The organism is Caulobacter sp. 602-1, assembly GCF_003931565.1.
Lineage (GTDB): Bacteria > Pseudomonadota > Alphaproteobacteria > Caulobacterales > Caulobacteraceae > Caulobacter.
Genome location: NZ_RRYI01000003.1, coordinates 118966 through 140525 on the forward strand (window position 1 = coordinate 118966; position 21560 = coordinate 140525).

Sequence of the window (21560 nt, forward strand, 5' to 3'; positions counted from 1 at the left end):
GCGCCTCCTGACAACGCCGCCAAGCTGCGTCAGGACATCGGCCAGCGCCTGATGCTGGTGAACCTCCGCCACGCCACATTGTCGTCGCTTCGAGCTTTACCATGGCTCCCGCCGCGCATCTTCGGAGGAGCGCTGAAAAGGGGGAGACCATGGCGTCGCGTTTCATCGGCGGATATGCCGGCTTGTTGGCGGCGTCCTTGTTGCTGCTGTCGGCCAACGGCGCGGCGGCGCGGTCGCGGTTGGACACCGGGCTGGCCATGGCGGCCTTCGAGCATGCCCAGTCCCTTTGCGAGGCTGATCAAGGGCGGGCGTGGGGCGTCAGCCTCTGCGGTCCGATCATCATCGCCGATCCCGCGACGCGAGAGTTTATCGCCAACATGGATGGCGCGGATGCGCCGCTCGAGCGGGATGGCGAGGTCTTCAAGGGCCGTCTTCCCGACACCGTGCCGATCGCCAATACCGCGGCGCGCTGGAACGGCCGCGTCTGGACCATGCTTATCGCGCCCCTGCCGAAGGATGAGCCCGCGCTTTCCATCCTGCTGATGCATGAGGCCTGGCATCGCATCCAGGACCAGATCGGGTTGGCCGCGGTCAACGCCGACCAGCCCCAACTGGCGACCGAGGCGGGGAGGCTATCGCTGCGCCTAGAACTCCGCGCCCTGTCGGCGGCGCTCGCCGCGACCGATCCGACCGAGCGGCGCGTGGCCATCGGGGACGCTCTGACCTTCCGCGCCTGGCGGCACGCCCGGTTCCCAGAGTCGGCGACGGCCGAAGACGCCATGGAGCGGCACGAGGGCCTCGCCGAATACTCCGGACGCATTCTGTCGCGCGACGATGCGATGATCCGACATCTGACGGACCACCTGGGCCGCGGCGACAGGGTTCGCGAATACGCGCGATCCTTCGCCTACTACACCGGACCAGCCTACGGTGTTTTGCTGGACGCGGCGTCGCCGGACTGGAAGGCGACATGGGACCGGCGTGAGGGCTTGTCCCAAATGCTATCCAAGACCCTGGGCCTGACGGTCACATCCGACGACGAGGCGTTCGCGGCGAGCGGTCGGCGCTACGGGGCGGCGACGGTCCGGGCCGAGGAAGCCGCCAGGGCGCTTGAACAGTCGGCCCGCATCGCCGCCCTGAGGGCCGGTCTGGTGGAAGGTTCCGTGCTGGTCGCGCCTGTTTCCGGCGCGAATTTCAGCTTCGATCCCAACACGGTGACGCCCTTGCCGCCGGAGGGAGCCGTTTATGGCGTCATTCGCGCCGCGGCGGACTGGGGTGTGCTCGACGTCGAGAAGGCAGCTCTTCTTTCGCGCGATTGGTCGCGTCTGTCGGTGGCGCACAACGGCGCCGTTCCCACGAAAGACGGTCTTAAAGGCGACGGCTGGACGCTGACGCTCAAACCAGACTGGGCGCTGACGCCAGCACCGCGCGATGGCGACTGGACGATCCGGCGGCGGCCCTGAGGCCGATTTCCCGATCAGTTCATATCGACGACAACCTCTTCCAGCACCGCGTTGTCGTCCAGGCGCCAGACCTTCACCACGTGCGCGCCCGCAGCGACGTCCGGGAACGACGCCTCGACCGTGTGGACGTGGTCCTTGACCGCCGCCACCCAGGCGACCTGCTGGGGCGTCGCGGCCGCGCCGGGGGTCGGGACCAGATCGGACGTCACCACCTGCACGGGGCCATCGTCGAGCGAGACGCCGATGCGGATCCCCTTGCCGCCCGTCGCGTCCAAGGTCGGGGCCAAGCGCAGCCGGACCTTGGCCGGACCCGCGCGCGGAACGGTCACCGCGTAGTCCAGGCGAACCCCGTCGCGGATCTCCGTCGCGGGCCGGCCTTGCGGCAGGGCGAGCACGGCGTCGCCATGGCCAAGGTTCGACAGCACCGTCCAGGTCAGGCCTTGGCCGCCCACGGCGCGGTCGAACTTGGCGGCCTCGATCGTGACGCGGTTCGGGTCGCTGGCGGCCGAGCGTGCGAAGACGACCTTGGCCGCCAGCTTTTCCGGCGGGGTGTCCGCCGACACGCGGGCGACGCTGGGCATGGTCTGCTGGGTCGGATCGTTCCAGATCACATAGCTCATGTGGACCTGGTTCATCATGCCGTCCCACTTGCCGCCGTTCAGCGCGTGGTACTGGGCGGTCAGGTCGGCGTCACGCTTGAAGGCGGCCTCGACCTTGTCGGCGAAGACGTTGGCGCGGGCGTCGTTGCGCGCCGACAGCCGCCGGTTCCAGGCCGTGGCGTAGTACATCTCGTAGAGGTTGGCGAAAGCCGTCACCGGATATTCGACCAGCTGGAAATAGGCGTCCTGCTGGTCGGGCCGCAGCCGCGCCTTGATGGCCGCCACCTTGGCCGACAGCGCCCGCCAGCGGTCGACGATGTCGCCGAATTCCCCACCGTCCAGCGGCCCCGCGCCATTGTCCGGGCCCAGCGGGAACGTGTCCTGGTCGATCAGCTCGGGCTTCCTGCGCGCGGCGAGGGTCGAATAGGTCTCCAGAACCTCGCCGATCTCGCCGCCGAGCGCCGGACCAAAGGCCTCGCCGGCCCACTCACGCGGGAAGGCCGCCAGGGCCTTGGGCGTCATCGCCTCGGGATTCCAGGCCATGCGCAGGAAGAAGCTGAGCGGATGCTCCATGGGCTTGATGTCGCCGACATTGACGATCCAAAGGTTCCGCGCCTGGCGCTTGTAGGCCAGGTCCATCTGCTGCCAGACCTTGGCGACCTGGTTGGTGTTGATCCACTTGTAGTTCCGCGGCCCGCCGACGTAGTCGAAGTGGTAGTAGACGCCGTAGCCGCCGGCGCGCGGCAGCTTGTCCTTGCCGGCCACCGGCAGGCGCCGGATCTGGCCCCAGTTGTCGTCGGAGAACAGCAGGGTCACGTCATCGGGCACCCGCATGCCGTGGTCGTAATAGTCCTGGACCTCCTTGTAGAGGGCCCAGACCTGCGGGGTCTGGTCGGCCGGCTTGCCGGTCACGTCGGCGATGATCTGGCGCTGGTCGGCGACGACCTTCTCCAGGAGCTGGGTCGCCGCGCCCTCGGCCATCGGCTCGTCGCCGTCGCCGCGCATGCCGACGGTCACGACGCTCTCGTACGGCGCGCCGTCGCCCTTCGACATCATCCGCTCGATGCCGCCGCGCCAGAAGGTCCGAAGGTTGTCGCCGTTGGTCGCGTAGTCCCATCGGCCGCCGGTCACGCCCTTGTCGGTGTTCCGATGCCATTCGCTCTGGGCCCGGGTCATCGGCTCGTGGTGCGAGCTGCCCATGACCACGCCCATCTCGTCCGCCAGCGCCTTGTTGCGCGGATCGTCGTCATTGAACGCCTTGGGCGCCCACATGGCCGGCCACAGGTAGTTGCCCTTCAGGCGCAGGGTCAGCTCGAAGACGTGAGCATAGAGATCGGCGTTGATCCCGCCGAACGTCTTCTTGGCCCAGCCGCTGAAGGCCGGGTCCTCGTCGTTGATGAAGAAGCCGCGATACCGGACGCGCGGATGGTCCGCCCGGGCTCCGGCGGTCAGGAAGAGATCGCTCTTCTTCGCCACAGGGACGTCCGCCCACCAGGCCCAGGGCGACACGCCGATGCGCTCGGACAGGTCATAGGTCCCGAACACCGCTCCACGCCGGTCGGCTCCGACGATGACCAGAGCGCGCGGCACGTTGGCGACGGGCCGCTCGACCACCACCTGCCGAAAGCCCTCCCACTGACCGGCCAGATCCTCGACCTTCAGCTTGCCGCTCTTGACCAAGCCGTCGATGACGGGACTGGCGCCCAGCACGCCGATGATCACGATCGGGCCGCGCGCCTGGGAGAGGTCCGATACCTTGGCCGCCTCGCCGCCGCTGACGCGCGCCAGGTCGCCGCGCAGACCCTCGGCGGCGTGGCGCACCGCCGGATCGGCCGCCGCGTCGACATAGACCGCCGCCGGCGCGCCCTTGCGGATCAACGCCAGGCTGGACAGCTTGCCCGTGGCGCAGACGCTGACAGGCGTGTCGCACGCGAACGCGGCCGGAGCGGACAGCAGAACGAGCGCGCACGCCACCGGTGTCAGAAACTTGTGGTGGGTCACGCTTCCTCCAGGCTCGGCGCTTGGATTGGCCGATCATCTGACCAACTCGGTCACAAGGTCAGACCATAGCAAGACAATCGCCGCGCACAAGGGCTTGGCCGAGGCTGCGCAAGGGCGACCGCCGCCCTTGCGCGGGGGCTAACCTTCGCCATGAGCAGCCCCCCTTGGGAACCGCAACCAGCCTCAAGAGCTAAGCCTCCGCTCCAAGAGAGGCCCTGATGACCGGAACCACGATCAAACGCGACCTCCGGACCGGCCGATCGCTTTGGGCGGACAGTCCTGGGTTGGGCGTGCCAGTGCGTCCGCTGACCGCCGCGATCAGCGTCGACGTCGCCATCGTCGGGGCCGGCGTCAGCGGGGCCTTCATGGCCCATGAACTGTCGAAGGATCATGCGGTCGCGGTGCTCGACCGTCGGCCGCCGCTGATGGGTTCCACCTTGGCGTCGACGGCGTTGCTGCAATGGGAGATCGATCTTCCGCTGACGGCGCTCGCCAAGAAGATTGGCGCGGCGAACGCCAGGCGAGCCTATCTCAGGTCGCGCCAGGCCGTGGACGCCCTGAAGCGCATCGTGGCCGAGGAACGGATCGTCTGTGGACTGAAGGACAAGACGTCGCTCTATCTGGCGGGCGACGAATACGGCCATCGCGCGCTGGAAGCCGAGGCGGCGGCCCGCGCCGAGATCGGGCTGGATAGTCGGTACTTGGACGCCGCGGCGTTGCGTGAGCGGTTCGGCGTGGAGCGGACCGGCGCCATCCTCTCCAGCGGTTCGGCCAGCGGCGATCCGGCTCGGCTGGCGGCGGCGCTGCTACGACGCGCCCAGGCGCGCGGCGCGCGGGTCTGGTCGCCCGTCGAGGTGCTGAAGGCCGTCAGCGATCCGGATGGAGTGACCCTGCTGACCGACACCGATCATGTGGTGCGGGCCAGATCGCTGGTGTTCTGCTGCGGATACGAGTTTCCAAAGGGCGTCCCGACGCCGGGGGCGGAGATCATCTCGACCTGGGCGATGGCGTCCAAGCCGCGCCAGCGCTGTCCCGCCTGGCTGAGGAGCACGCTGGTCTGGGAGGCGTCCGATCCGTACCTCTATCTGCGCATGGGCGGCGACGGTCGCCTGATCGTCGGCGGCGAGGACGAGGCGTCGGCGGACGCGCACGAGGATAAGGCCAAGCTGAAGCGCAAGCGCGAGGTCATCACCGCCAAGCTGCGGCGGCTGTTGCCCGATGTCGCGTTCGAGACCGACTACGGTTGGGCCGGGGCCTTTGGCGAGAGCGCCACCGGCCTTCCCAACATCGGGCCCGTCATGGGCATGGATCACACCTGGGCCGTCATGGGGTTCGGCGGCAACGGCATCACCTATTCGGTCATCGCTTCGCAGATCGTCGCGGCGGAGGTGCGAGGCAAAACCGACCCGGACGCCGATCTCTACAGACCGGCCAAAAGCGACGCTGGCGCCGCATGACCCCGCGAGCGGCTGGGCCGACCCAGCGCTTGATCTCCCGCCTGAGCACACGGTCCGCGTCAGATCCCGATGCCGGGCCGTGGTGCGTAGCGATTCACTCAGGAGGGATCGCCGCGACTGAATTCCGAAGTCAGCCGCAGCGCAGCTTTCGCGGAAGTCATGCGTTTCCTGGGGCGAGCCCGTTGAGCCGCCGCGCCTGCGGCATGCCCCGTTCATAGCGCGACTTCAGGAGCATCCATGACCAGACCCGCGAGCCAAGCAAAGCAGACAGCGGCAAAGGCCGCGGCGGTCGCGCAGGCGCGCTCTGTCGCTCCGAAGGTGCCGGTTCGGATTGGCTCGACGCCGGCCACGAAGTTTCGCGGTAATCCCGCGATTTTCGGCCGACTTGTCGAGGACCACGACAAGCATCGCGCTCTGTTGGCGATGATCGACGCCACCAGCCCGAACGATCCCGCGCGAAAGACGCTGTTTGAAGAATTTGTTCGAGACGTTCACGGCCACGCCGCGGCCGAGGAGCAAGCGCTGTGGTCCACCGTCATGCGCAACCCCGAGACGACCGAGTTCGCGCGGCACGCGGTGGGCGACCATCACAAGTTGGACAAGCTGATGGCGGACGCCGCTGCCCGAGACATCTCGTCGCCCGGCTGGCTCACCCATTTCGCGGCTCTCAAGGAAGAGTATCTCGAACACATCCTCGAAGAAGAGACCGAGCAGTTTGTTGAAGCCGAGAAGACGCTATCCGAGCAGGATCAGCGCTACATGCAGAAGGTGTTCAACCGCAGGAAGAAAGCCGAAAAGGCGGCTGCGGTGATCGAGAAGAAAATCGCGCTAAAGCCTATCGCTTAGCGTCGTCGCAGCGTCAGAAGGCGCCCTTGCTTCTCTTCCGGCAGCCACACATCCGCGTCCGCTAGCCGCCAGTCCATTTTCGGAGCGTCGACGGTCTAAAGGCTGTAAAGACGGGCCGCGTTGTCGTGCAGGACGTTGCGACGCTCGTCCGGGCTCAGAAAATCGGCCGCCTCCCGGGCCATCCGCGTCTTCTCGGCATAGGTCCAGCGCATGCTCTGGCCGATATCCGAGCCCCATACCAGGCGGTCGGGGCCGAAGCTGTCGACCATGCGCCGCACGATCCGGGCGGCGCGCACGTCCGCGGCGACGCAGCGCTCGAAATTGATCTCGGTGATCTTGAAGTGGACGTTCGGCACGTCCTCGAAGATCTTGATCGTACGATCGATGCCGAAGTCCGGCGCTGGCGGCATGACCACCGTCTCGCCCGCCTCCTCCGCCAGCTTGACCTCGTACTGGGTCATGCCGAACGGCATGGCGCCGTGGTCGAGCAGGATCGGCAGATCCCGAAACTGCCTGGCGATGATCCTCACCAGCGGCAGCAGATAGGGCAGCTGGTTCATGAACATGATCATGGTCATCGGCGTGCCGAGATCGGCGCAGGTCTTCCAGACCTCCATGGCCGCCGGCGAGCTCATCCAGGCGGTGTCCAGCAGCCAGGGCCGCGCGTTGGCCATCCGGAAGCCTCGGCAGTGATGGTCGCGGACCATCTCGCGATACAGCGCCGGGGTCTGAGGGTCCTGGGTGTCCAGGATGACGACGGGATGTAGCCGCCCGGGATGCTCGTGCGCGGCGTCCAGGATGTAGCTGTTGTCGTAGCCGTAGACGTGGCCGCGCTGGACCAGGCAAGCGCGTTCCACGTGGTGCGCGTCCATCATGCCGATCAGGGCGTCGACCGTGACGCTGTAGTTCGGACGGTCTGGGACCGGCAGGTCAGGCGTGAACGGCCGGGCCTGGTAGCGGGTCCAGTCGTCGGCGATCAGATGGGCGTGGGTGTCGAAAAGCTTGTCCATCAGGCCTGACCGTCGAAAGCCTTTCGGGCGGCCAAGGCGCCCTGCCGCAACAGGCCCTGGTCCGAGGACACCAGGAAGCCTGTCACGCCCGCTTCGCCCAGGCGCGCGATGTCGGGATCGGCGCCCGAGCCGACATGGGCGATCAGCGGGATGTTGTGGCGCCGCGCCGCCTCGGTGATCCGCGCCACCGCGGCGGCGATCGTAGGGTCGCTGACGTTCGGCGCGCCCAGTCGGGCCGACAGGTCGCCGCGTCCGATGAAAGCCGCCGTCAGTCCCTCGACCGTGAAGATCTCGTCCAGCTGATCGATGGCCTCTGGATCCTCGATCATGGCGATGATCGACGTCGAGGCGTCGGCATTGGCCATGTGGTCGGCGAAGCCTCGCGCCCCATATTCCCCCGCACGCGGCGAGTTGGAAAAGCCTCGCGCGCCGCCATGATAGCGGCAGGCCGAGACGATCTCGCGAAGCTTGGCGGCGCTGGTCACGTGTGGCGTCAGCACGCCGGCCGCGCCGCAGTCCAGGGCTTGCAGCAGGTGATGCTCGTCGCTGGACGCGACGCGGACCACGCTGGGGATCCCCGCCGCGCGGGCGGCCAGCATCATCAGGTCGATGTCGCCGGCGGAGAATGGCGCGTGCTCGGCGTCCACCACCACGAAGTCGAAGCCGGCCCCGCCGAGGATCTCGGTCGCATGGCCGGTGGCGGTCTTCAGGAACGTGCCCAGCAGCCGCTCACGCCCCTCCAGCCGCTGGCGGAAACGTCGCTGGATTTCACTGTGCGGATGCATCAGGCCTCCGCCCCAGAAGCAGAATGGGCCGGCGCGGGATAGTCGTCGGCGTTCAGCACCCACCCGGCCATGTCCGAGAAGTCCTTGCGCGGCGGGCTGAAGATGTCGACCAGCAGGTTGCCCATGCCCGGCGCGACCGAGGCGGAGGTGTGGATCGCCCGGGCCGGGATCACCGCGATCGACGGCGCCGGACAGGTCACGTGCTCGTCGTCGCGCCAGTCCGACAGCTTCGCGGTCCAGGGCCAGCGGAGGTGGTGGACGAAGCTGCCGCCCATCGCCAGCGACCCTTGCTCGAAGTCGTCGTGGAAGTGCGGCGACAGCTTGTTGGGATCGCGCGGCGCGGCCGGCTCGAACACGTTGATCATGAAGGTCGTGCAGCGCCAGATCCGACCGAAACGCCCCTCCTGGGCGGGCACGTTCAGCGAATACTTGCGAACCTTGAAGCCGCCCGGCGGGTCGGGCCAACGAACCAGCGGCGGGATGTGCGGCGCGCCCGCGGCGTAGGTTTCCGCGTTCGAGCAGAGGGCTGCCAGGTCCTGGGAAGCCGTGGTGAACAGCCGCACGATTTCGCCGCCCTCGGGCAGTTCGATGCGGCTGTCGCCCGGTGGGATGAAGGCGATGTGCTCACCCGTCACCTCGACCGTCTCACCGCCAGCCTTGATCAGCGCCCAGGGCTCCGGCGACTCGATCAGCAGGACGTATTCGTCGACCTGGCCCCTGCGCTCCAGCACCGCGCCCGGCTTGGCCAGGGTGTAGGCGACGATGAAGTTGGCCCCGCGCGTCAGCCAGGTGCGGCCGGTCTCGTCGTCGATCTGCGGCGGGCTCTCGCCGAACAGGGCGTAGGACGAGGCGCCGAAGCCGTCGGTGGTGGTCGGGGTGGCGGCGGCCGTCGCGGTCGCCAGCTTCGAGCGGGGGTCCGCGTCGGCGTACATGGTTGACATCTGTCGGCCTCTCTTCTGGACGCTAATCAGAGCTTCGGGTTGGTGATGGGCGTGTCGCCCTCGAACCAGTGCTCGAACCGGCGGTAGGTGCAGAGCCAGCGGTCGCCGACGCGCTGGTATTTGTCGGTGGCCATCGAGATCGAGATCGGCGGCGCGCTGGGCAGGATCTTCTCGCCGTTGGCGGCGTACAGGAAGAGATAGCAGCTGCTCTCGGCCGTATCCTCGCCGGTGAACCAGGCGCGGAAATTGGTGAAGCTGTGCACGGCCAGACGCGGCCCCTGGGCGATGCGCCAGTCGTAGAAGGCCTGGATCTTCTCTTTGCCCTCGTAGGAGGCCTTCTGGCCGTGGAAGACGGCGTCGTCGGTGTAGTAGCTGTGGGCCTCGCGGCCGCCGTTGGTGTCGATTTCGTGCCAGTAGTCGGCCAGTTGCTGCTGCAGCTCGAAGGTCAGTTCGGCAAGCTTGGGATCGTACATCTATCGGGTCCTTAAGAAAGGTCTCAGCCGACCGTATTGGTCGCGCCGGCGGCGTCTTGCTCGACAGGGCTCTGTTGCTTGCCCGCCGCCTCGGCGGCGGGGTCGTCGCCCAGGCTGTGCAGTTCGCGGCCGACCGTCTCGGGCAGCAGCAGGGTGGTCAGGAACGAGCCGGTCATGGCCAGGATCGCCAGCGCCGCCATGGCCACGCTCAGCGGCAGGGTCTTGGCCAGAAGCGCCACGCCGGTGATCAGCAGCGCGCTGCCGCCGCGGCCCAGGTTGTAGGCGAAGGCCTGGCCCGTTGCGCGCACCTCGGTCGGGAAAAGTTCGGTGAAGTACGGCCCGAACGAAGCGTAGATGCCGAACTGGAAGAAGCCGTAGACGAAGCCGGCCGGGATCAGGAACGCGGCGGAGCCGCCGACCGGGGCGAACAGATAGATCGCCGCCGACAGGATGAAGCCGGCGCCGAACAGACGGAAGGCGCCGCGACGTCCGATCCTGTCGGAGATGTAGGCGTTGACCAGGAAGCCGAAGAAGCCGCCGGCGCTGTTGATCATCACGCAGGTCCCGGCCAGGGAGACGCTCATGTGGCGCTCCAGGGTGAGGAAGCTGGTCAAGTAGGCGCTGATGGCGAAGGCCGCGCCCTGCGTGCCCAGCGACAGCAGCGAGGCCAGGAAGGTGGTGCGCAGGACGCGCTTGCCGAAGATGTCGGCGATCATCGGCCTGCGGCCGGTTTCGGCGGCGCGCTGCTGGGCGGCGCGGTAGATTTCGGGATCGTCGGAGCCCCGACGGACGAAGAACACCAGCAGCGCCGGCAGCAGGCCGATCCAGAACACCGCCCGCCAGCCGATGTCGGCCGGGAACATCGCCGCGAACGGGCCAGCCAGCAGGGCCGCGATCCCCGAGCCGATCGCCGCGCCGCTGTGCACGACGCCCAGCGCCTTGCCCCGGTGCTTGGCGGAGATCATCTCGCCCAGCAGCACAGCCCCGACCGCCCATTCAGCCCCGAAGCCGATCCCCTGCAGGATCCGCGCGGCGAACAGCTGCTCGTAGTTCTGCGCGAAGCCCGAGACGAACGAGAAGAACGAGAACCACAGGATGGTCAGCTGCAGGATGCGGGCCCGGCCGAACCGGTCGCTGAGCCAGCCGCCCAGCCAACCGCCGATGGCGGCGGCGACATAGTTGGCGCTGGCGATGTAGCTGGCTTCGGTCAGGGTCATCCCGAAGGCGACCACCAGGACCGGGATCATGTACTGGAAGACCAGACCGTCGGCGCTGTCCATCGCCCAGCCGGCGCCGCACGTCCAGAAGACGCGCCGGGTCTTGCGGTCCGCCTCGCGGTACCAGGCCATCATGGGCGTTCCATCCTATGCTCCGCGCGGGAGGTCCCGCGTCTCTTGTTGGTCCGGACCGTATCCGATCCAGGGTATCGTGCGAGCGCCCGGGGACTTGTCCCGGCGGGCGCCGAAATTTGCCGTCTCAGGCGAAGTAGAAGCGCAGCGCCGCATCCGACAGCGCGCGCCGCGTGGCCGGGTCCGGCGCCCAGGCCCGAAGCTGCGCCAGGGCGCGGTCGTAGGTCATGCACCCCTCGTAGCCGACGAACGGCGCGTCGCTGCCCCAGAGCAGGCGCTCGGGCCCGACCCGGGTCATCAGCTCGGCGGCGGCGGCCTGAGCGATGGCTTCGGCGCGCGGCAGGTCGGGGTCGCGCCAGGCGTCCGGTCCGCCAAGCCGAAAGCCGGCGGCCAGCTTGATCCAGACCTTGCCGCGCTGCACGGCGTCGATGGCCGACTGGAAGCCCGGACAGGCAATGCCCTTTTCAGGCTCGGGATGGGCGAAGTGGTCCAGCACCAGCTTCACGCCCGAGGCCTCCAGCGCCGCCAGGGTCGGCTGCATCCGCTCGCCCTCGATGGCCACGTGGACGTGCCAGTCGAGATCGCGCACGCGGCGCAGCAGCAGGCGGTGAGCCTCGTCGGCGAAGTCCGGCAGCACGGCCTTGCGGACCAGCTGGAAGCGGATCCCGACCACGCCATCGTCGCGCATCCGGCGCAGCACATGGGGGTCGGTGTCCGGCGCGACGATCGCGGTCGCCCGCAGCCGCGGGCTCAGCTTGGCGGCCGCGATCGTGTACTCGTTGTAGGTCCCGGAGATGCTCAGGCCCGACAGGACGCCGAAATGGACGCCCTGGCGGTCCAGCTCGGCCAGATAGTCCTGGGGCGTGTAGTCGTAGGCCGGAGCGTTCCAGGCGTCCGCGATCAGCGGCAGATCCCGCGTGAAGACGTGCGCGTGGCAGTCGACGATGGGCGCGCCAAGGTCAGAGGAGACCACCACGGTCAGCGCGCGCCCGCGACTTCGATATTGGCGGCGGCCACGTACGACGCCGCGTCCGACACCAGGAACATCACGGCGGCGGCCACTTCCTCGGGCGTGCCCTCGCGCTTCATCGGCAGGGAGTCGCGGATCGCCTCCAGGCGGCCGGGCGCGTGGATCTCGGTGGCGATCGGGCCCGGTGAGACGCAGTTGACGCGGATTCCCTCGCCCGCCACCTCGCGAGCCAGGCCGAGATTGAGGCTGTCGACCCCGCCCTTCGAGGCGGCGTACCACAGGTGCTGGTTCGGCGAGCCCAGCGTCGCGGCGCGCGAGGACAGCAGGACGATCGAGCCGCCCTGCCCGCCCAGTCGCGTCGACATCCGCTTGACCGCCTCGCGGCAGCTGATCAGCGCGCCGGTCAGGTTGACGGCGATGACTTGGGCCAGGGTGTCGTCGGTCTGATCGGCCAGCAGGCCGACGCCGCCCGTGATGCCGCCGTTGTAGACCAGGGCCGAGAGCCGGCCATGTTGATCCGCCGCCTCGAACATCCGCGCCACATCGGCCGGGACACCCGTGTCGGCCTGCACGGCCGCGGCCCGGCCGCCCGCCGCCTGGATCGCCTCGACCACGCCCCGCGCCCTATCGGCCTGGCCGACATAGGTCAGCAGCACGAAATAGCCTTCCGCCGCCGCCGAGCGGGCGATCGCCTCGCCGATCCCGCGGCTTCCGCCCGTCACCAGAAAGACGCCCTTGTCCGTCATGATTTCGTTCCTTCCGGTGTTCTAGAAGCCGACCGCGTCGCCGCCCTTGAGGTCCAGCATCTGGCGGGCCTCGTCGGGCTTGGCGACATCCAGGCCCAAGGCCTCGATGATGGTGCGGATCTTGGTGACCTGCTCGGCGTTGGATTTGGCCAGCTCGCCGCGGCCGATATAGAGGCTGTCCTCCAGCCCGACCCGAACGTTGCCGCCCAGGAGCGCGCTCTGGGTGCAGAACGGCATCTGGTGACGGCCGGCGGCGAAGGCGGAGAACACGTAGTCGTCGCCGAACAGGCTGTCGGCCACCGTGACCATGTGGGCCAGGTTGCGCACGTCCGGCCCGATGCCGCCCAGGATGCCGAACACGCCCTGGATCAGGAACGGCGGCTTGATCAGCCCGCGCTCGGCGAAATGCGCGAGCGTGTAGAGATGGCCGATGTCGTAGCACTCGAACTCGAACCGCGTGCCGAGACCTTGGCCGATCTCGCGCATGATGCGCTCGATATAGACATTGTCGTTGTACATGATCCGGCCGCGCGAGGTTTCGACGTACTCGCGCTCCCAAGGATGCCGCCAGGTCTCGACGCGCGAGGCGGCGCCGCTGAAGTCGAAGATCAGCGGGCCCATGTTCAGCGAGCAGACCTCGGGCTTGAAGGCGAACGCCGCCTCCAGCCGCGCGTCCAGGGTCATGGTCGAGCTGCCGCCGGTCGAGATGTTGATCACCGCGTCGGTCGCCTGCTTGATCCGCGGCAGGAAGGCGCCGAAGTGCTCCGCCGACGGGCTGGGACGGCCGTCGATCGGATCCCGCGCGTGCAGGTGCAGGATCGAGGCGCCGGCCGCCGCGGCCTCGATGGCCGCGTCGGCGATCTGGGTCGGCGTGATCGGCAGGTGCGGCGACATCGACGGCGTGTGAATCGAGCCGGTCGGCGCGCAGGTGATGATGATCTTCTTGTTCTGACGCATCGTCGACGCTCCCCCGACCTACAGGCCAGCCTGGCACAGATACTTGTAGTTCAGATACTCGCTGAGGCCGTGGTGCGAGCCCTCGCGGCCGATCCCGGACGACTTGACGCCGCCGAACGGCGCGGCGGCCGTCGAGATCAGGCCGGTGTTGATCCCGACCATGCCGGTCTCCAGGTCGCGCCCGGCGCGGGCGATGGTCTCCGGCCGGGTCGAACAGACATAGGCCGCCAGACCGAAGGGCGTGTCGTTGGCCCGGGCGATCGCCTGGTCGTAGGTCCGGAACGGGATCACCCCCGCCAGCGGACCGAAGGTCTCTTCACGGGTCAGCAGGGCGTCGCTGGCGACGTCGGCCACCAGGGTCGGAGGCGAGAGCAAGCCGCCGTCGGCCTTGCCGCCCGTGACCAGGCGCGCGCCGCCGGCCATCGCCTCGTCGAGGTGGCGCTCGACCTTCTCGACCGCCCGGGCGCTGATCAGCGGCCCGATATCGGTGGCCGGGTCGAGGCCGTCGCCGACCTTCATCGCCTCGATCCGGGCCTGGAAGGCCGCCAGGAAGGCGTCGTGGATCCCGCGCTGGACATAGATCCTGTTGGCCGCGATGCAGCTCTGGCCGCCGTTGCGGAACTTGGCGACCATGGCCGTCTCGACGGCCGCGTCGAGGTCGGCGTCGTCGAAGACCAGCAGCGGCGCGTTGCCGCCAAGCTCCAGCGACAGGCGCTTGATGGTCGGGGCCGAGGCCGCCATCAGCTTGGCCCCCACGGGCGTGGAGCCGGTGAAGGTGATCTTCCGCACCACGCTCGAGGCGGTGACGATGTCGCCGAACAGGGCCGGGGCGCTGACCAGCACGCTGAGCACGCCCGGCGGAATCCCCGCTTCCTCGGCCAGGGCGGCCAGGGCCAGAGCCGTCAGCGGCGTCTCGCTGGCCGGCTTGCAGACCATCGTGCAGCCCGCCGCGAGGGCCGGCGCGATCTTGCGCGTCAGCATGGCCATCGGGAAGTTCCACGGCGTGATCGCCGCGCACACCCCGACCGGCTCGCGCTCGGCCATCAGCCGACGGCCTGGGGCGTTGGGCGGGAGGATCTCGCCGAGGATGCCGGCGGCCATGTCGGCATAGACCTCGATGAAGCTGGAGCCATAGGCGACCTCGGCCCGAGCCTCCTTCAGGGGCTTGCCGTTCTCCAGGGTGATCAGGCGGGCCAGGTCCTCCTTGTCGCGCTCGATCAGCTCCAGCCAGCGGCGCAGCAGCAGGCCGCGGTCGCGGTTCAGGGTCCGCGACCAGGTCGCGAACGCCGTCTGCGCCGCCGCGATGGCGGCCCGGATCTCTGGCTCGCCCACCGAGGCCACCTCGGCCAGGGTCTCGCCGGAGAATGGATCGGTCACCGCGACCGTCTCGCCACCCTCCCCGCTCCGCCATGCGCCCGCGTAATAGGCTTGCGAGCGGAGCAGCTCCGGTCGCGCAAGAGACGCCCGGCGGGCTTCCATCGTGGTCAAGCTCAACCCCATGTCTGTACGTTGCATCAGGCGGCGCGACGCGTCCGCGCGCCGAAGGCCCCGCCTTCTTCCTCCAGCTTCAGCCGCCGGTATTCGCGCGGCGGCAGGCCGAAGCGATCCCGGAAGGTGCGGGTGAAGTGCGGGGCGCTGTTGAAGCCCCAGCCGAAGGCGATCTCGGTCATCGAATGGCCGCGCCAGGCCGGATCGGCGATCTGACGGGCGCATTGCTCCAGCCGCCGGCGCAGGATGTAGGCCGACACCGTCTCGTTCTCGCTGGCGAAGATCATCCGCAGGTAACGCGTCGAGAGCTTTGTGCCGGCCGCCACGGCGCAGGGCGTCAGCTCGGGATCGCGCAGGTGGTGCTCGATATAGAGCTTCACCGCGGCGCAACGGCCGCTAACCACCGACGAGCGGGCGTTGGAGGTGTCGAAAGCCAGGGCGTAAGCCGTGGCGACGATGTCGAGCAACTGGCGCGCAACGCGGTCCTGGTAGTGCAGCGACAGGCCCGCCTCCAGGCGGCCGAACAGGTTCAGCGCCATGGCGGCGGCCGCCGCGGTCAACCCCTCGTCGGCGCGCAGGGCGCGTCCGCAGAACCCTTCGGGCGACGGCAGATGCTCCTTCAGGGTCGAGGCCGCGACCTTGAGGATCAAGGTCTCGACATCGCCGGAAAAGCGGATCTTCAGCGGCGCGGCGCTGTCGCAGAGGACAAAGTCCCCCTCGCCCAGGGTCGCGGTGTTGCCGTAGTGGCTGACCTCGGCCTCGCCGCGCACCTGTAGCATCAGCAGATAGGTCGAGGCGGTCTTGTGGGCGATCTGGGCGGCGCCGCGCTCGATCGTGGTGCGGCCGCAGGTCAGCCGCGCGATGTGCAACGGTCCCAGGTCGCTGCCGGCCAGCTCGGCCATGAAGGCGTCGGGCTTGGCCGGCTTGAAATCCATGGCCTCGATCTGGCTGGCGAACAGGCCCGTCCAGCCGCCAGGCGCGGCGCGCCCCGTCAGATCATTGGTGTTGAAGACGTTCATTCGGCGCCTCCCCTAGCCGGGAGCGTGCCCTCCCTCACCTCTTTCCTATATCATATAGGAAATATGAGAAGCGCTATTTCGCTGTTGTCGCCTTCACGCGTTTTTTGTGCCGCTACAGGCATGTGCGACGGCGCCGGACACCTTCTCGGCCGCCGGTCAACGCGCTGATCTATCGGGATTTTAGATGTGTTCGGGCGCTACTCGTCCGCGAACGGCACCACGCGGGCATACGAGCGCTGGATGTGTTCGCGCATCGCCTTCTCGGCCGCGTCGGCATCGCGAGCCGTCAGGGCCGCGATCAGATCCGCGTGCTCGTTCACCGCCTCGGTCGTCACCTCGCTGTGGAAGCGCAGACGGAAGATGTGCAGGTGCGAGTGCAGCCGCGACAAGGTCTCGCGGATGATCGGATTGCCGCTGCCGGTCGCTATCAGGTCGTGCAGCTCCGAATCCTGGTCGGCGAACTTGTCATAGGACTGGCGCGACTCGCCCGGTGTCATGGCGTCGGCCAGGGCGACCAGTTCGGCCATCGCCTGGTCGTCCATCTGCTCGGCGGCGCGACGGGCGGCGAAGGGCTCGATCAGCAGGCGCGCCTCGTAGAGCTGGTCCAGCTGACGGCGGTTCAGCTGAGGCGCGCTGCAGTAGCCGACGAAGTGGCGCTTGGTGACCAGGCCGATGGCTTCCAGCATGCTGAGCGCCTCGCGGATCGGCGTCTGGGAGACGCCCAGGCGCCGCGCCAGGCTGTCGATCGAGATCCGCGTGTCCGGCGGGATGGCCAGCGACATGATGTCGGCGCGGATGACCTCGAAGACCTCCTCGACATAGCCCGGGGCGCGCTTGATGCGGCCCTGCCCCGCCTCGGTCCGGTCCAACACGTCGCCTTCGGGCGCCCCCGCGTCACCTTGCCGGACAGAAGATCGGCGAGCCACTCGGGCCTCCTCAAGAGATCGCGCAACGCTGCGTATCATGCCTAGGACGTCCTCGCGAGAGAACAGCCGCTCCTCTTAGACCGCCCCGCGCGTTCGACCTTGCCCTCAACGGCGCCAATCTTTTCGTGCGCCGACACCGTCGGTCTTTCAGGACGTTGGTCCGACCCGGTGCAAGTCGGGCTGCCTCTACGAGCAAGTCCCCGCCTCTGGCCGGCCCTACTCCTTTTCCAAACGGACAACTGGAAAGCGCGTGTGATGGGGTCGGGGGAACAGAGGCTCGTGAGCATGGTCAATGTGGGCGCGCTCACATTCGGCCCCGGAGCCTTGGCGAAATGCGCGGCCGACCTGGTGGGCCGCGGCGCGCGATCGGTGTTCATCGTCACCACCGAGCCCACCCTGTTCCTGTGCCGGCCGCTGGTCGAGGCGCTGAAGGCCGAAGACGTCTCCGCCACGCTCTGGCACGACCTGGCCGGCGAACCGACCCTGAAGGAGTTCGACGCGGCCCTGGCCTGCGCCCGCGCCTGCGCGGCCGACGCGGTCGTCGGCCTGGGCGGCGGCAGCGCCATGGACGTGGCCAAGCTGGTCGCGGCCTTGTTCGATGGCCGCCAGGGCGTCATGGACGTGCTCGGGACCGACCTGGTCGCCGGCCGCTCGCTGTGGCTGGCCTGCGTGCCGACCACCGCCGGGACCGGAAGCGAGGTCACGCCGATCGCCATCCTCGGCGACGAGGACGAGGACCTGAAGAAGGGCGTCGTCAGCCCCTACCTGGTGCCCGACGCGGCCTATCTGGATCCGGCCCTGACCGTGACCATGCCGCCCTCGGTGACCGCGGCCACGGGCCTGGACGCCCTGACCCACTGCATCGAGGCCTACGCCAACCGCTTCGCGCACCCGATGATCGACGTCTACGCCCTGGGCGGCATCCGGCTGATCGCCGCGAACCTGGAGCGCGCCTGCGCGCACGGCGAGGATCTCGCCGCCCGTTCGGCGATGATGATCGCCAGCTATTACGGCGGTCTTTGCCTGGGCCCGGTGAATACGGCGGCGGTGCACGCCCTGGCCTATCCGCTGGGCGGCGAATTCCACATCGCCCACGGCGTGGCCAACGCTCTCCTGCTGCCGCATGTCCTGCGCCTGAACATCGAGGCCTCGCCCGAGCGCTACGCCCGGATCGCCGAAGCTCTGGGCGTCGGGCCCTCCGGCGATCCGATGGCCGACGCCCTCGCCGGCGTCGAGCGGGTCATCGCCCTGGCCGACGCCTGTGGGATCAAGCGCCGGCTGTCGGACTTCGGGATCGCGCGCGACGCCATTCCGCGCATGGCCACGGCGGCCATGAAGGTCACCCGCCTGCTGGATCGCAACCCCCGGGTTCTCACCGAAGCGGACATCCGGACGATCTACGAAGCGGCCTGGTAGTCGCCCCGAACCATCTCCCCACCCCAGCGCCCGCCCTTGCCGGCGGGCGTTTTCTTGTGCGCGCCCGCCACGGGACGAAAAAAATCCCGACGCGGGAGGCCCCGCATCGGGATCTGAAGAGAAGAGGGGCGCCGTCTTCGCGCGGGGCGTCTACCAGACGGCCCGGACACCCACGCGGTAGGCGCGGCCCACCGTGTCGTACTGCAGCGGGTTGCCGAACAGGCGCAGCTCGGGCGGCTGGTCCTTGTCGAACACGTTGGTCACCCCGCCATAGAGTTCGGTCTTGGCGCTGCCGAACAGCGAAGGCAGCTGGGCCGAGGCCGAGAGGTCGAGATAGAACCGCGAGCTGACCCGGTTGGTTGAGATGCTGGTCGGCAGGTTGACGCTGTAACCCTTGTCCTCCGGACCGATCTTCGTCGGGTCTAGGATGCTCTTGGGAATATAGCGCATGTGCGCGGCGACCATCCAACTGGGCCGCACGTACGAGACCAGTCCGTCGATCTTGTATTTCGGGACGCCCGCGATGCCGGCCAGGGAGCCCGCATTGCCCGTCACGCCGTTCATCCGGGTGACCAGGCCGGTGCCGCCGATCGACTTCAGATCCTTCACGTAGTTGGCGTTGACCTGGAAGGTGACGGCGCCGTCCCAGACGTCCGGGATCGTGTAGTCGGACTGGATCTCGTAGCCCTCGGCGTGCAGCTCAGCGACGTTCTGGAAGTTCGACAGCACGGTCACGACCGAACTGGCCTTGGCCGCCCCGCTGAAGGTGATCAGGTTGCACAGCAGGTTCTTGCTCGCGCAGGCCGCCAGGATGTTGGGGGCCGACACGGAGTCGATCGCGTTGCGGACCGAGATGTCATACCAGTCCACCGAGGCGTGGAAGCCCGGGATGAAATCCGGCTTCAGCACGACGCCCGCCGTCGTGGTCTTGGCCCGCTCCAGTTCCAGGTTCGGGTTGCCGCCCGCCAGGGCGCCGACCAGGTGGTTGGTCCCCGTGAACGGATCGTTCAGCGGGATGAAGGTCTGGACCGTGTTGGGGTTCGACTCCGCCGCCGTCGGCGCGCGGATGTCGGCCGAGCGGGTGACGCGAACCAGGATCTGGTCGCTGGGCTGATATTCCAGGCCCACCTTCCACGGCCGCGCATTGCCAAAGCCGCTGTAGTGGGTCAGGCGGCCGGTCACATCGACCGACAGCGTCTTGACCAGCGGCAGGTCGGCCAGCAGCGGGATATTGGCTTCCGCATAACCTTCCGTGACCTTCTGGACGATCTGCGGCAGGGCCGTGACCTGGGGCGCGGCGAACTGCCCCGCCGCGGTCAGAGGATCGACGGCGCCCGAGACCTCGTCGCGGCGGAACTCGCCGCCGACGGCGGCCTGGACCGGACCGGCGGGCAGGTTGAACAGCGTGCCGCGGACGTTGACCATCAGATCATGCTGCGTGACCTTGCGCGTCTGCCACTCGTCCTTGAAGTACTTGCTCAGCACCGCCGGCGTGATGTTGGCGCCGAGGAGGTCGACCGGCAGACAGCCGTCATTCGGATTGGCCACCGACGAGGCGCAGATCACCGGCGCGCCCCACGGGGTCCGGTAGATCGTCCCCGAATAGCCGGCCGGCGGCGTGATCGCGTTGGTCGCCTGGGTGTCGAACGAGGCTAGGCGCGTGTTCTTGACCACTGTCCGGCTTTTGGTTCGGCCGAACTCGTACGACGCGTCCCAGCGCCAGTCCTTGAACAGCTCGCCCTTCACGCCGGTGACGAAGCGATAGATGTCGTTGGTGCTGGAGGCGACCACGGTGTCGCCGCCCTGCGCCACCGCGACGTTGACGTTGATCGCGGTGATGTTGGGGTTGGCCGCCAGGATTTGGGCGCGGACCGCGGGGCTGATGAACGGGTTGTTGATGTCCAGGCCGGCCGAGCCGCCGGCGGGCGCCTGCAGCAGCACCGAGGTGCGAACCGGACCGCCCTTGACCTGGCTGTAGATGAACTCGCCGAAGGCCTGGGTCTTGGGCGTCAGGTCATAGTCGACATGCACCATGCCCGAACCGTGCGAGGTCGGCGTGACCAGCGGCGGGTTGCCCCACCCCCAGTTGGGCGCGGCGGCCTGATCGCCGCCCTGCATGAACAGGCCGCTGAGATTGGTTCCGAACTGGAAGGGGACCAGGGCGTCGCCCGCGGCGTTGAACTGCAGGCCGCGCAGACCGGCCGGGAGCGCTGTGGCGCCGGTGTTGTTGATCTGCTGGCCAAGCGTCGTCTTCACGCCGTTGACCGTCTGGACGGCGCTGGCCAGCACGCCGGTCGGCGCATAGACGAAGCGGACGTCGTCCAGCACCAGGGTGGCCGGCAGGCCGTTGGTGCTGGCTCCGTTGATATAGCCGGGATTGGGCACGAAATTGGTGAGCTTGGCGCACCAGTCGCGACGGAAGCAATTGCCGACGCCCTGGTCGTCCCGGTATTCGATACCGGCGATCACATGGCCGCGGCCGCTGGCGAAGCCGCGCCCGCCGGCCGCCGACACGAAGTAGTTCTGGCCATCGCCATGATCGCTGGCGCCGACACTGGCGTCCATCTTGAAGCCGTTGAACTTGGTGTCGAGGATCAGATTGACCACGCCGGCCACGGCGTCCGCGCCATAGGCGGCCGAGGCCCCGCCGGTGACGATCTCGGTGCGCTTGACCAGGGCGTTGGGCACGCCGTTCAGATCGACGGCTCCGGAATCGGTGCTCGGCACGAACCGACGGCCGTCGACAAGCACCAGCGTGCGGCTGGGTCCGAGGCCCCGCAGGTCGGGGGTGTTGCCGCCGATGGCCCCCGAGACCCGAAACAGGATCGTCGACGACGAGACGGTGGCGCGGAACGACGGGATCTGGTTCAGCGCCGTGGCCACGTCGGGGATGGCCAGCTGCTGCATGCGCTCGGCGCCGACCACGTTGACGGGAGTCGGCGAATTGTAGGTCGTGCGAACCCGCGACCCGGTGACGACCACCTCTTCGACCGAGACGGACTCCGGGGCCTTGGCCGCGTCATTGGACGCCGTGGTCTGGGCCGAGACGGCCCCGGCCGCCATCAAGGCGAACAGAGATGTGGAAACGAGACTCGTAATCCTAGGCAACTTCCC

The 21560-nt window shown here is 68.4% G+C and carries 17 protein-coding genes; 4 read left to right on the forward strand and 13 right to left on the reverse strand.

Translation table 11 applies throughout. The features are described 5' to 3' along the window. Window positions 1-101: 101 nt before the first annotated feature. Window positions 102-1463: a hypothetical protein gene (locus tag EIK80_RS09585; protein ID WP_125156767.1), complete on the forward strand. Its 1362-nt coding sequence runs from the start codon at window positions 102-104 to the stop codon at window positions 1461-1463. Window positions 1464-1477: 14 nt separating this feature from the next. Here the strand turns inward: EIK80_RS09585 and EIK80_RS09590 are convergent, their stop codons facing one another. Further along, on the reverse strand, window positions 1478-4063 hold the full coding sequence (locus EIK80_RS09590) for a glycosyl hydrolase 115 family protein (RefSeq protein WP_125156768.1): 2586 nt from the start codon (window positions 4061-4063) through the stop codon (window positions 1478-1480). Window positions 4064-4281: 218 nt separating this feature from the next. Here EIK80_RS09590 and EIK80_RS09595 point away from each other — a divergent pair, with 218 nt between their 5' ends. Together EIK80_RS09595 and EIK80_RS09600 are read left to right on the forward strand one after the other, a co-directional pair. Then, a complete protein-coding gene (locus EIK80_RS09595) occupies window positions 4282-5520 on the forward strand; it encodes an FAD-binding oxidoreductase (protein ID WP_125156769.1) in 1239 nt (412 codons plus the stop codon). A gap of 237 nt (window positions 5521-5757) precedes the next feature. Continuing rightward, a complete protein-coding gene (locus EIK80_RS09600; RefSeq protein ID WP_125156770.1) occupies window positions 5758-6366 on the forward strand; it encodes a hemerythrin domain-containing protein in 609 nt (202 codons plus the stop codon). 95 nt (window positions 6367-6461) lie between these two features. Here EIK80_RS09600 and EIK80_RS09605 read toward each other — a convergent pair whose 3' ends face one another. From EIK80_RS09605 to EIK80_RS09655, 11 genes are all read right to left on the reverse strand, one after another. Next, window positions 6462-7376 (reverse strand): amidohydrolase, encoded by a 915-nt coding sequence (locus EIK80_RS09605; RefSeq protein WP_125156771.1) that lies wholly within the window; start codon window positions 7374-7376, stop codon window positions 6462-6464. Next, the gene (locus EIK80_RS09610; protein WP_125156772.1) at window positions 7376-8161 is read right to left on the reverse strand and encodes an HpcH/HpaI aldolase/citrate lyase family protein; all 786 of its coding nucleotides are present in this window, start codon (window positions 8159-8161) and stop codon (window positions 7376-7378) included. Before EIK80_RS09610 ends, EIK80_RS09605 begins: the two co-directional genes overlap by 1 nt. Beyond that, entirely contained in the window at window positions 8161-9102 is a 942-nt protein-coding gene (locus tag EIK80_RS09615) for a hypothetical protein (protein WP_125156773.1), read from the reverse strand. The genes EIK80_RS09610 and EIK80_RS09615 overlap by 1 nt, the downstream gene beginning before the upstream one ends. 26 nt (window positions 9103-9128) lie before the next feature. Then, on the reverse strand, window positions 9129-9575 hold the full coding sequence (locus tag EIK80_RS09620) for a nuclear transport factor 2 family protein (RefSeq protein WP_125156774.1): 447 nt from the start codon (window positions 9573-9575) through the stop codon (window positions 9129-9131). 23 nt (window positions 9576-9598) lie between these two features. Beyond that, entirely contained in the window at window positions 9599-10927 is a 1329-nt protein-coding gene (locus EIK80_RS09625) for an MFS transporter (RefSeq protein ID WP_125156775.1), read from the reverse strand. Between the two features lie 124 nt (window positions 10928-11051). Continuing rightward, window positions 11052-11900, reverse strand: a complete 849-nt coding sequence (locus EIK80_RS09630; protein ID WP_233586525.1) for an amidohydrolase — start codon at window positions 11898-11900, stop codon at window positions 11052-11054. A gap of 2 nt (window positions 11901-11902) precedes the next feature. Further along, window positions 11903-12640 (reverse strand): SDR family oxidoreductase, encoded by a 738-nt coding sequence (locus EIK80_RS09635; RefSeq protein WP_125156776.1) that lies wholly within the window; start codon window positions 12638-12640, stop codon window positions 11903-11905. 21 nt (window positions 12641-12661) lie between these two features. After that, a complete protein-coding gene (locus EIK80_RS09640) occupies window positions 12662-13597 on the reverse strand; it encodes a 3-keto-5-aminohexanoate cleavage protein (RefSeq protein WP_125156777.1) in 936 nt (311 codons plus the stop codon). 18 nt (window positions 13598-13615) lie between these two features. Beyond that, window positions 13616-15112 (reverse strand): NAD-dependent succinate-semialdehyde dehydrogenase, encoded by a 1497-nt coding sequence (locus EIK80_RS09645; protein WP_370450212.1) that lies wholly within the window; start codon window positions 15110-15112, stop codon window positions 13616-13618. Further along, on the reverse strand, window positions 15112-16104 hold the full coding sequence (locus tag EIK80_RS09650; protein ID WP_125156779.1) for a helix-turn-helix domain-containing protein: 993 nt from the start codon (window positions 16102-16104) through the stop codon (window positions 15112-15114). The genes EIK80_RS09645 and EIK80_RS09650 overlap by 1 nt, the downstream gene beginning before the upstream one ends. 197 nt (window positions 16105-16301) lie before the next feature. Continuing rightward, on the reverse strand, window positions 16302-16976 hold the full coding sequence (locus tag EIK80_RS09655; RefSeq protein ID WP_233586531.1) for a GntR family transcriptional regulator: 675 nt from the start codon (window positions 16974-16976) through the stop codon (window positions 16302-16304). A 339-nt stretch (window positions 16977-17315) separates the two neighbouring features. Between EIK80_RS09655 and EIK80_RS09660 the strand changes: the two genes are divergently transcribed. Then, on the forward strand, window positions 17316-18446 hold the full coding sequence (locus tag EIK80_RS09660) for an iron-containing alcohol dehydrogenase (protein ID WP_233586583.1): 1131 nt from the start codon (window positions 17316-17318) through the stop codon (window positions 18444-18446). 150 nt (window positions 18447-18596) lie between these two features. Here the strand turns inward: EIK80_RS09660 and EIK80_RS09665 are convergent, their stop codons facing one another. Then, window positions 18597-21554, reverse strand: a complete 2958-nt coding sequence (locus EIK80_RS09665; RefSeq protein ID WP_125156782.1) for a TonB-dependent receptor domain-containing protein — start codon at window positions 21552-21554, stop codon at window positions 18597-18599. Window positions 21555-21560 lie beyond the last annotated feature (6 nt).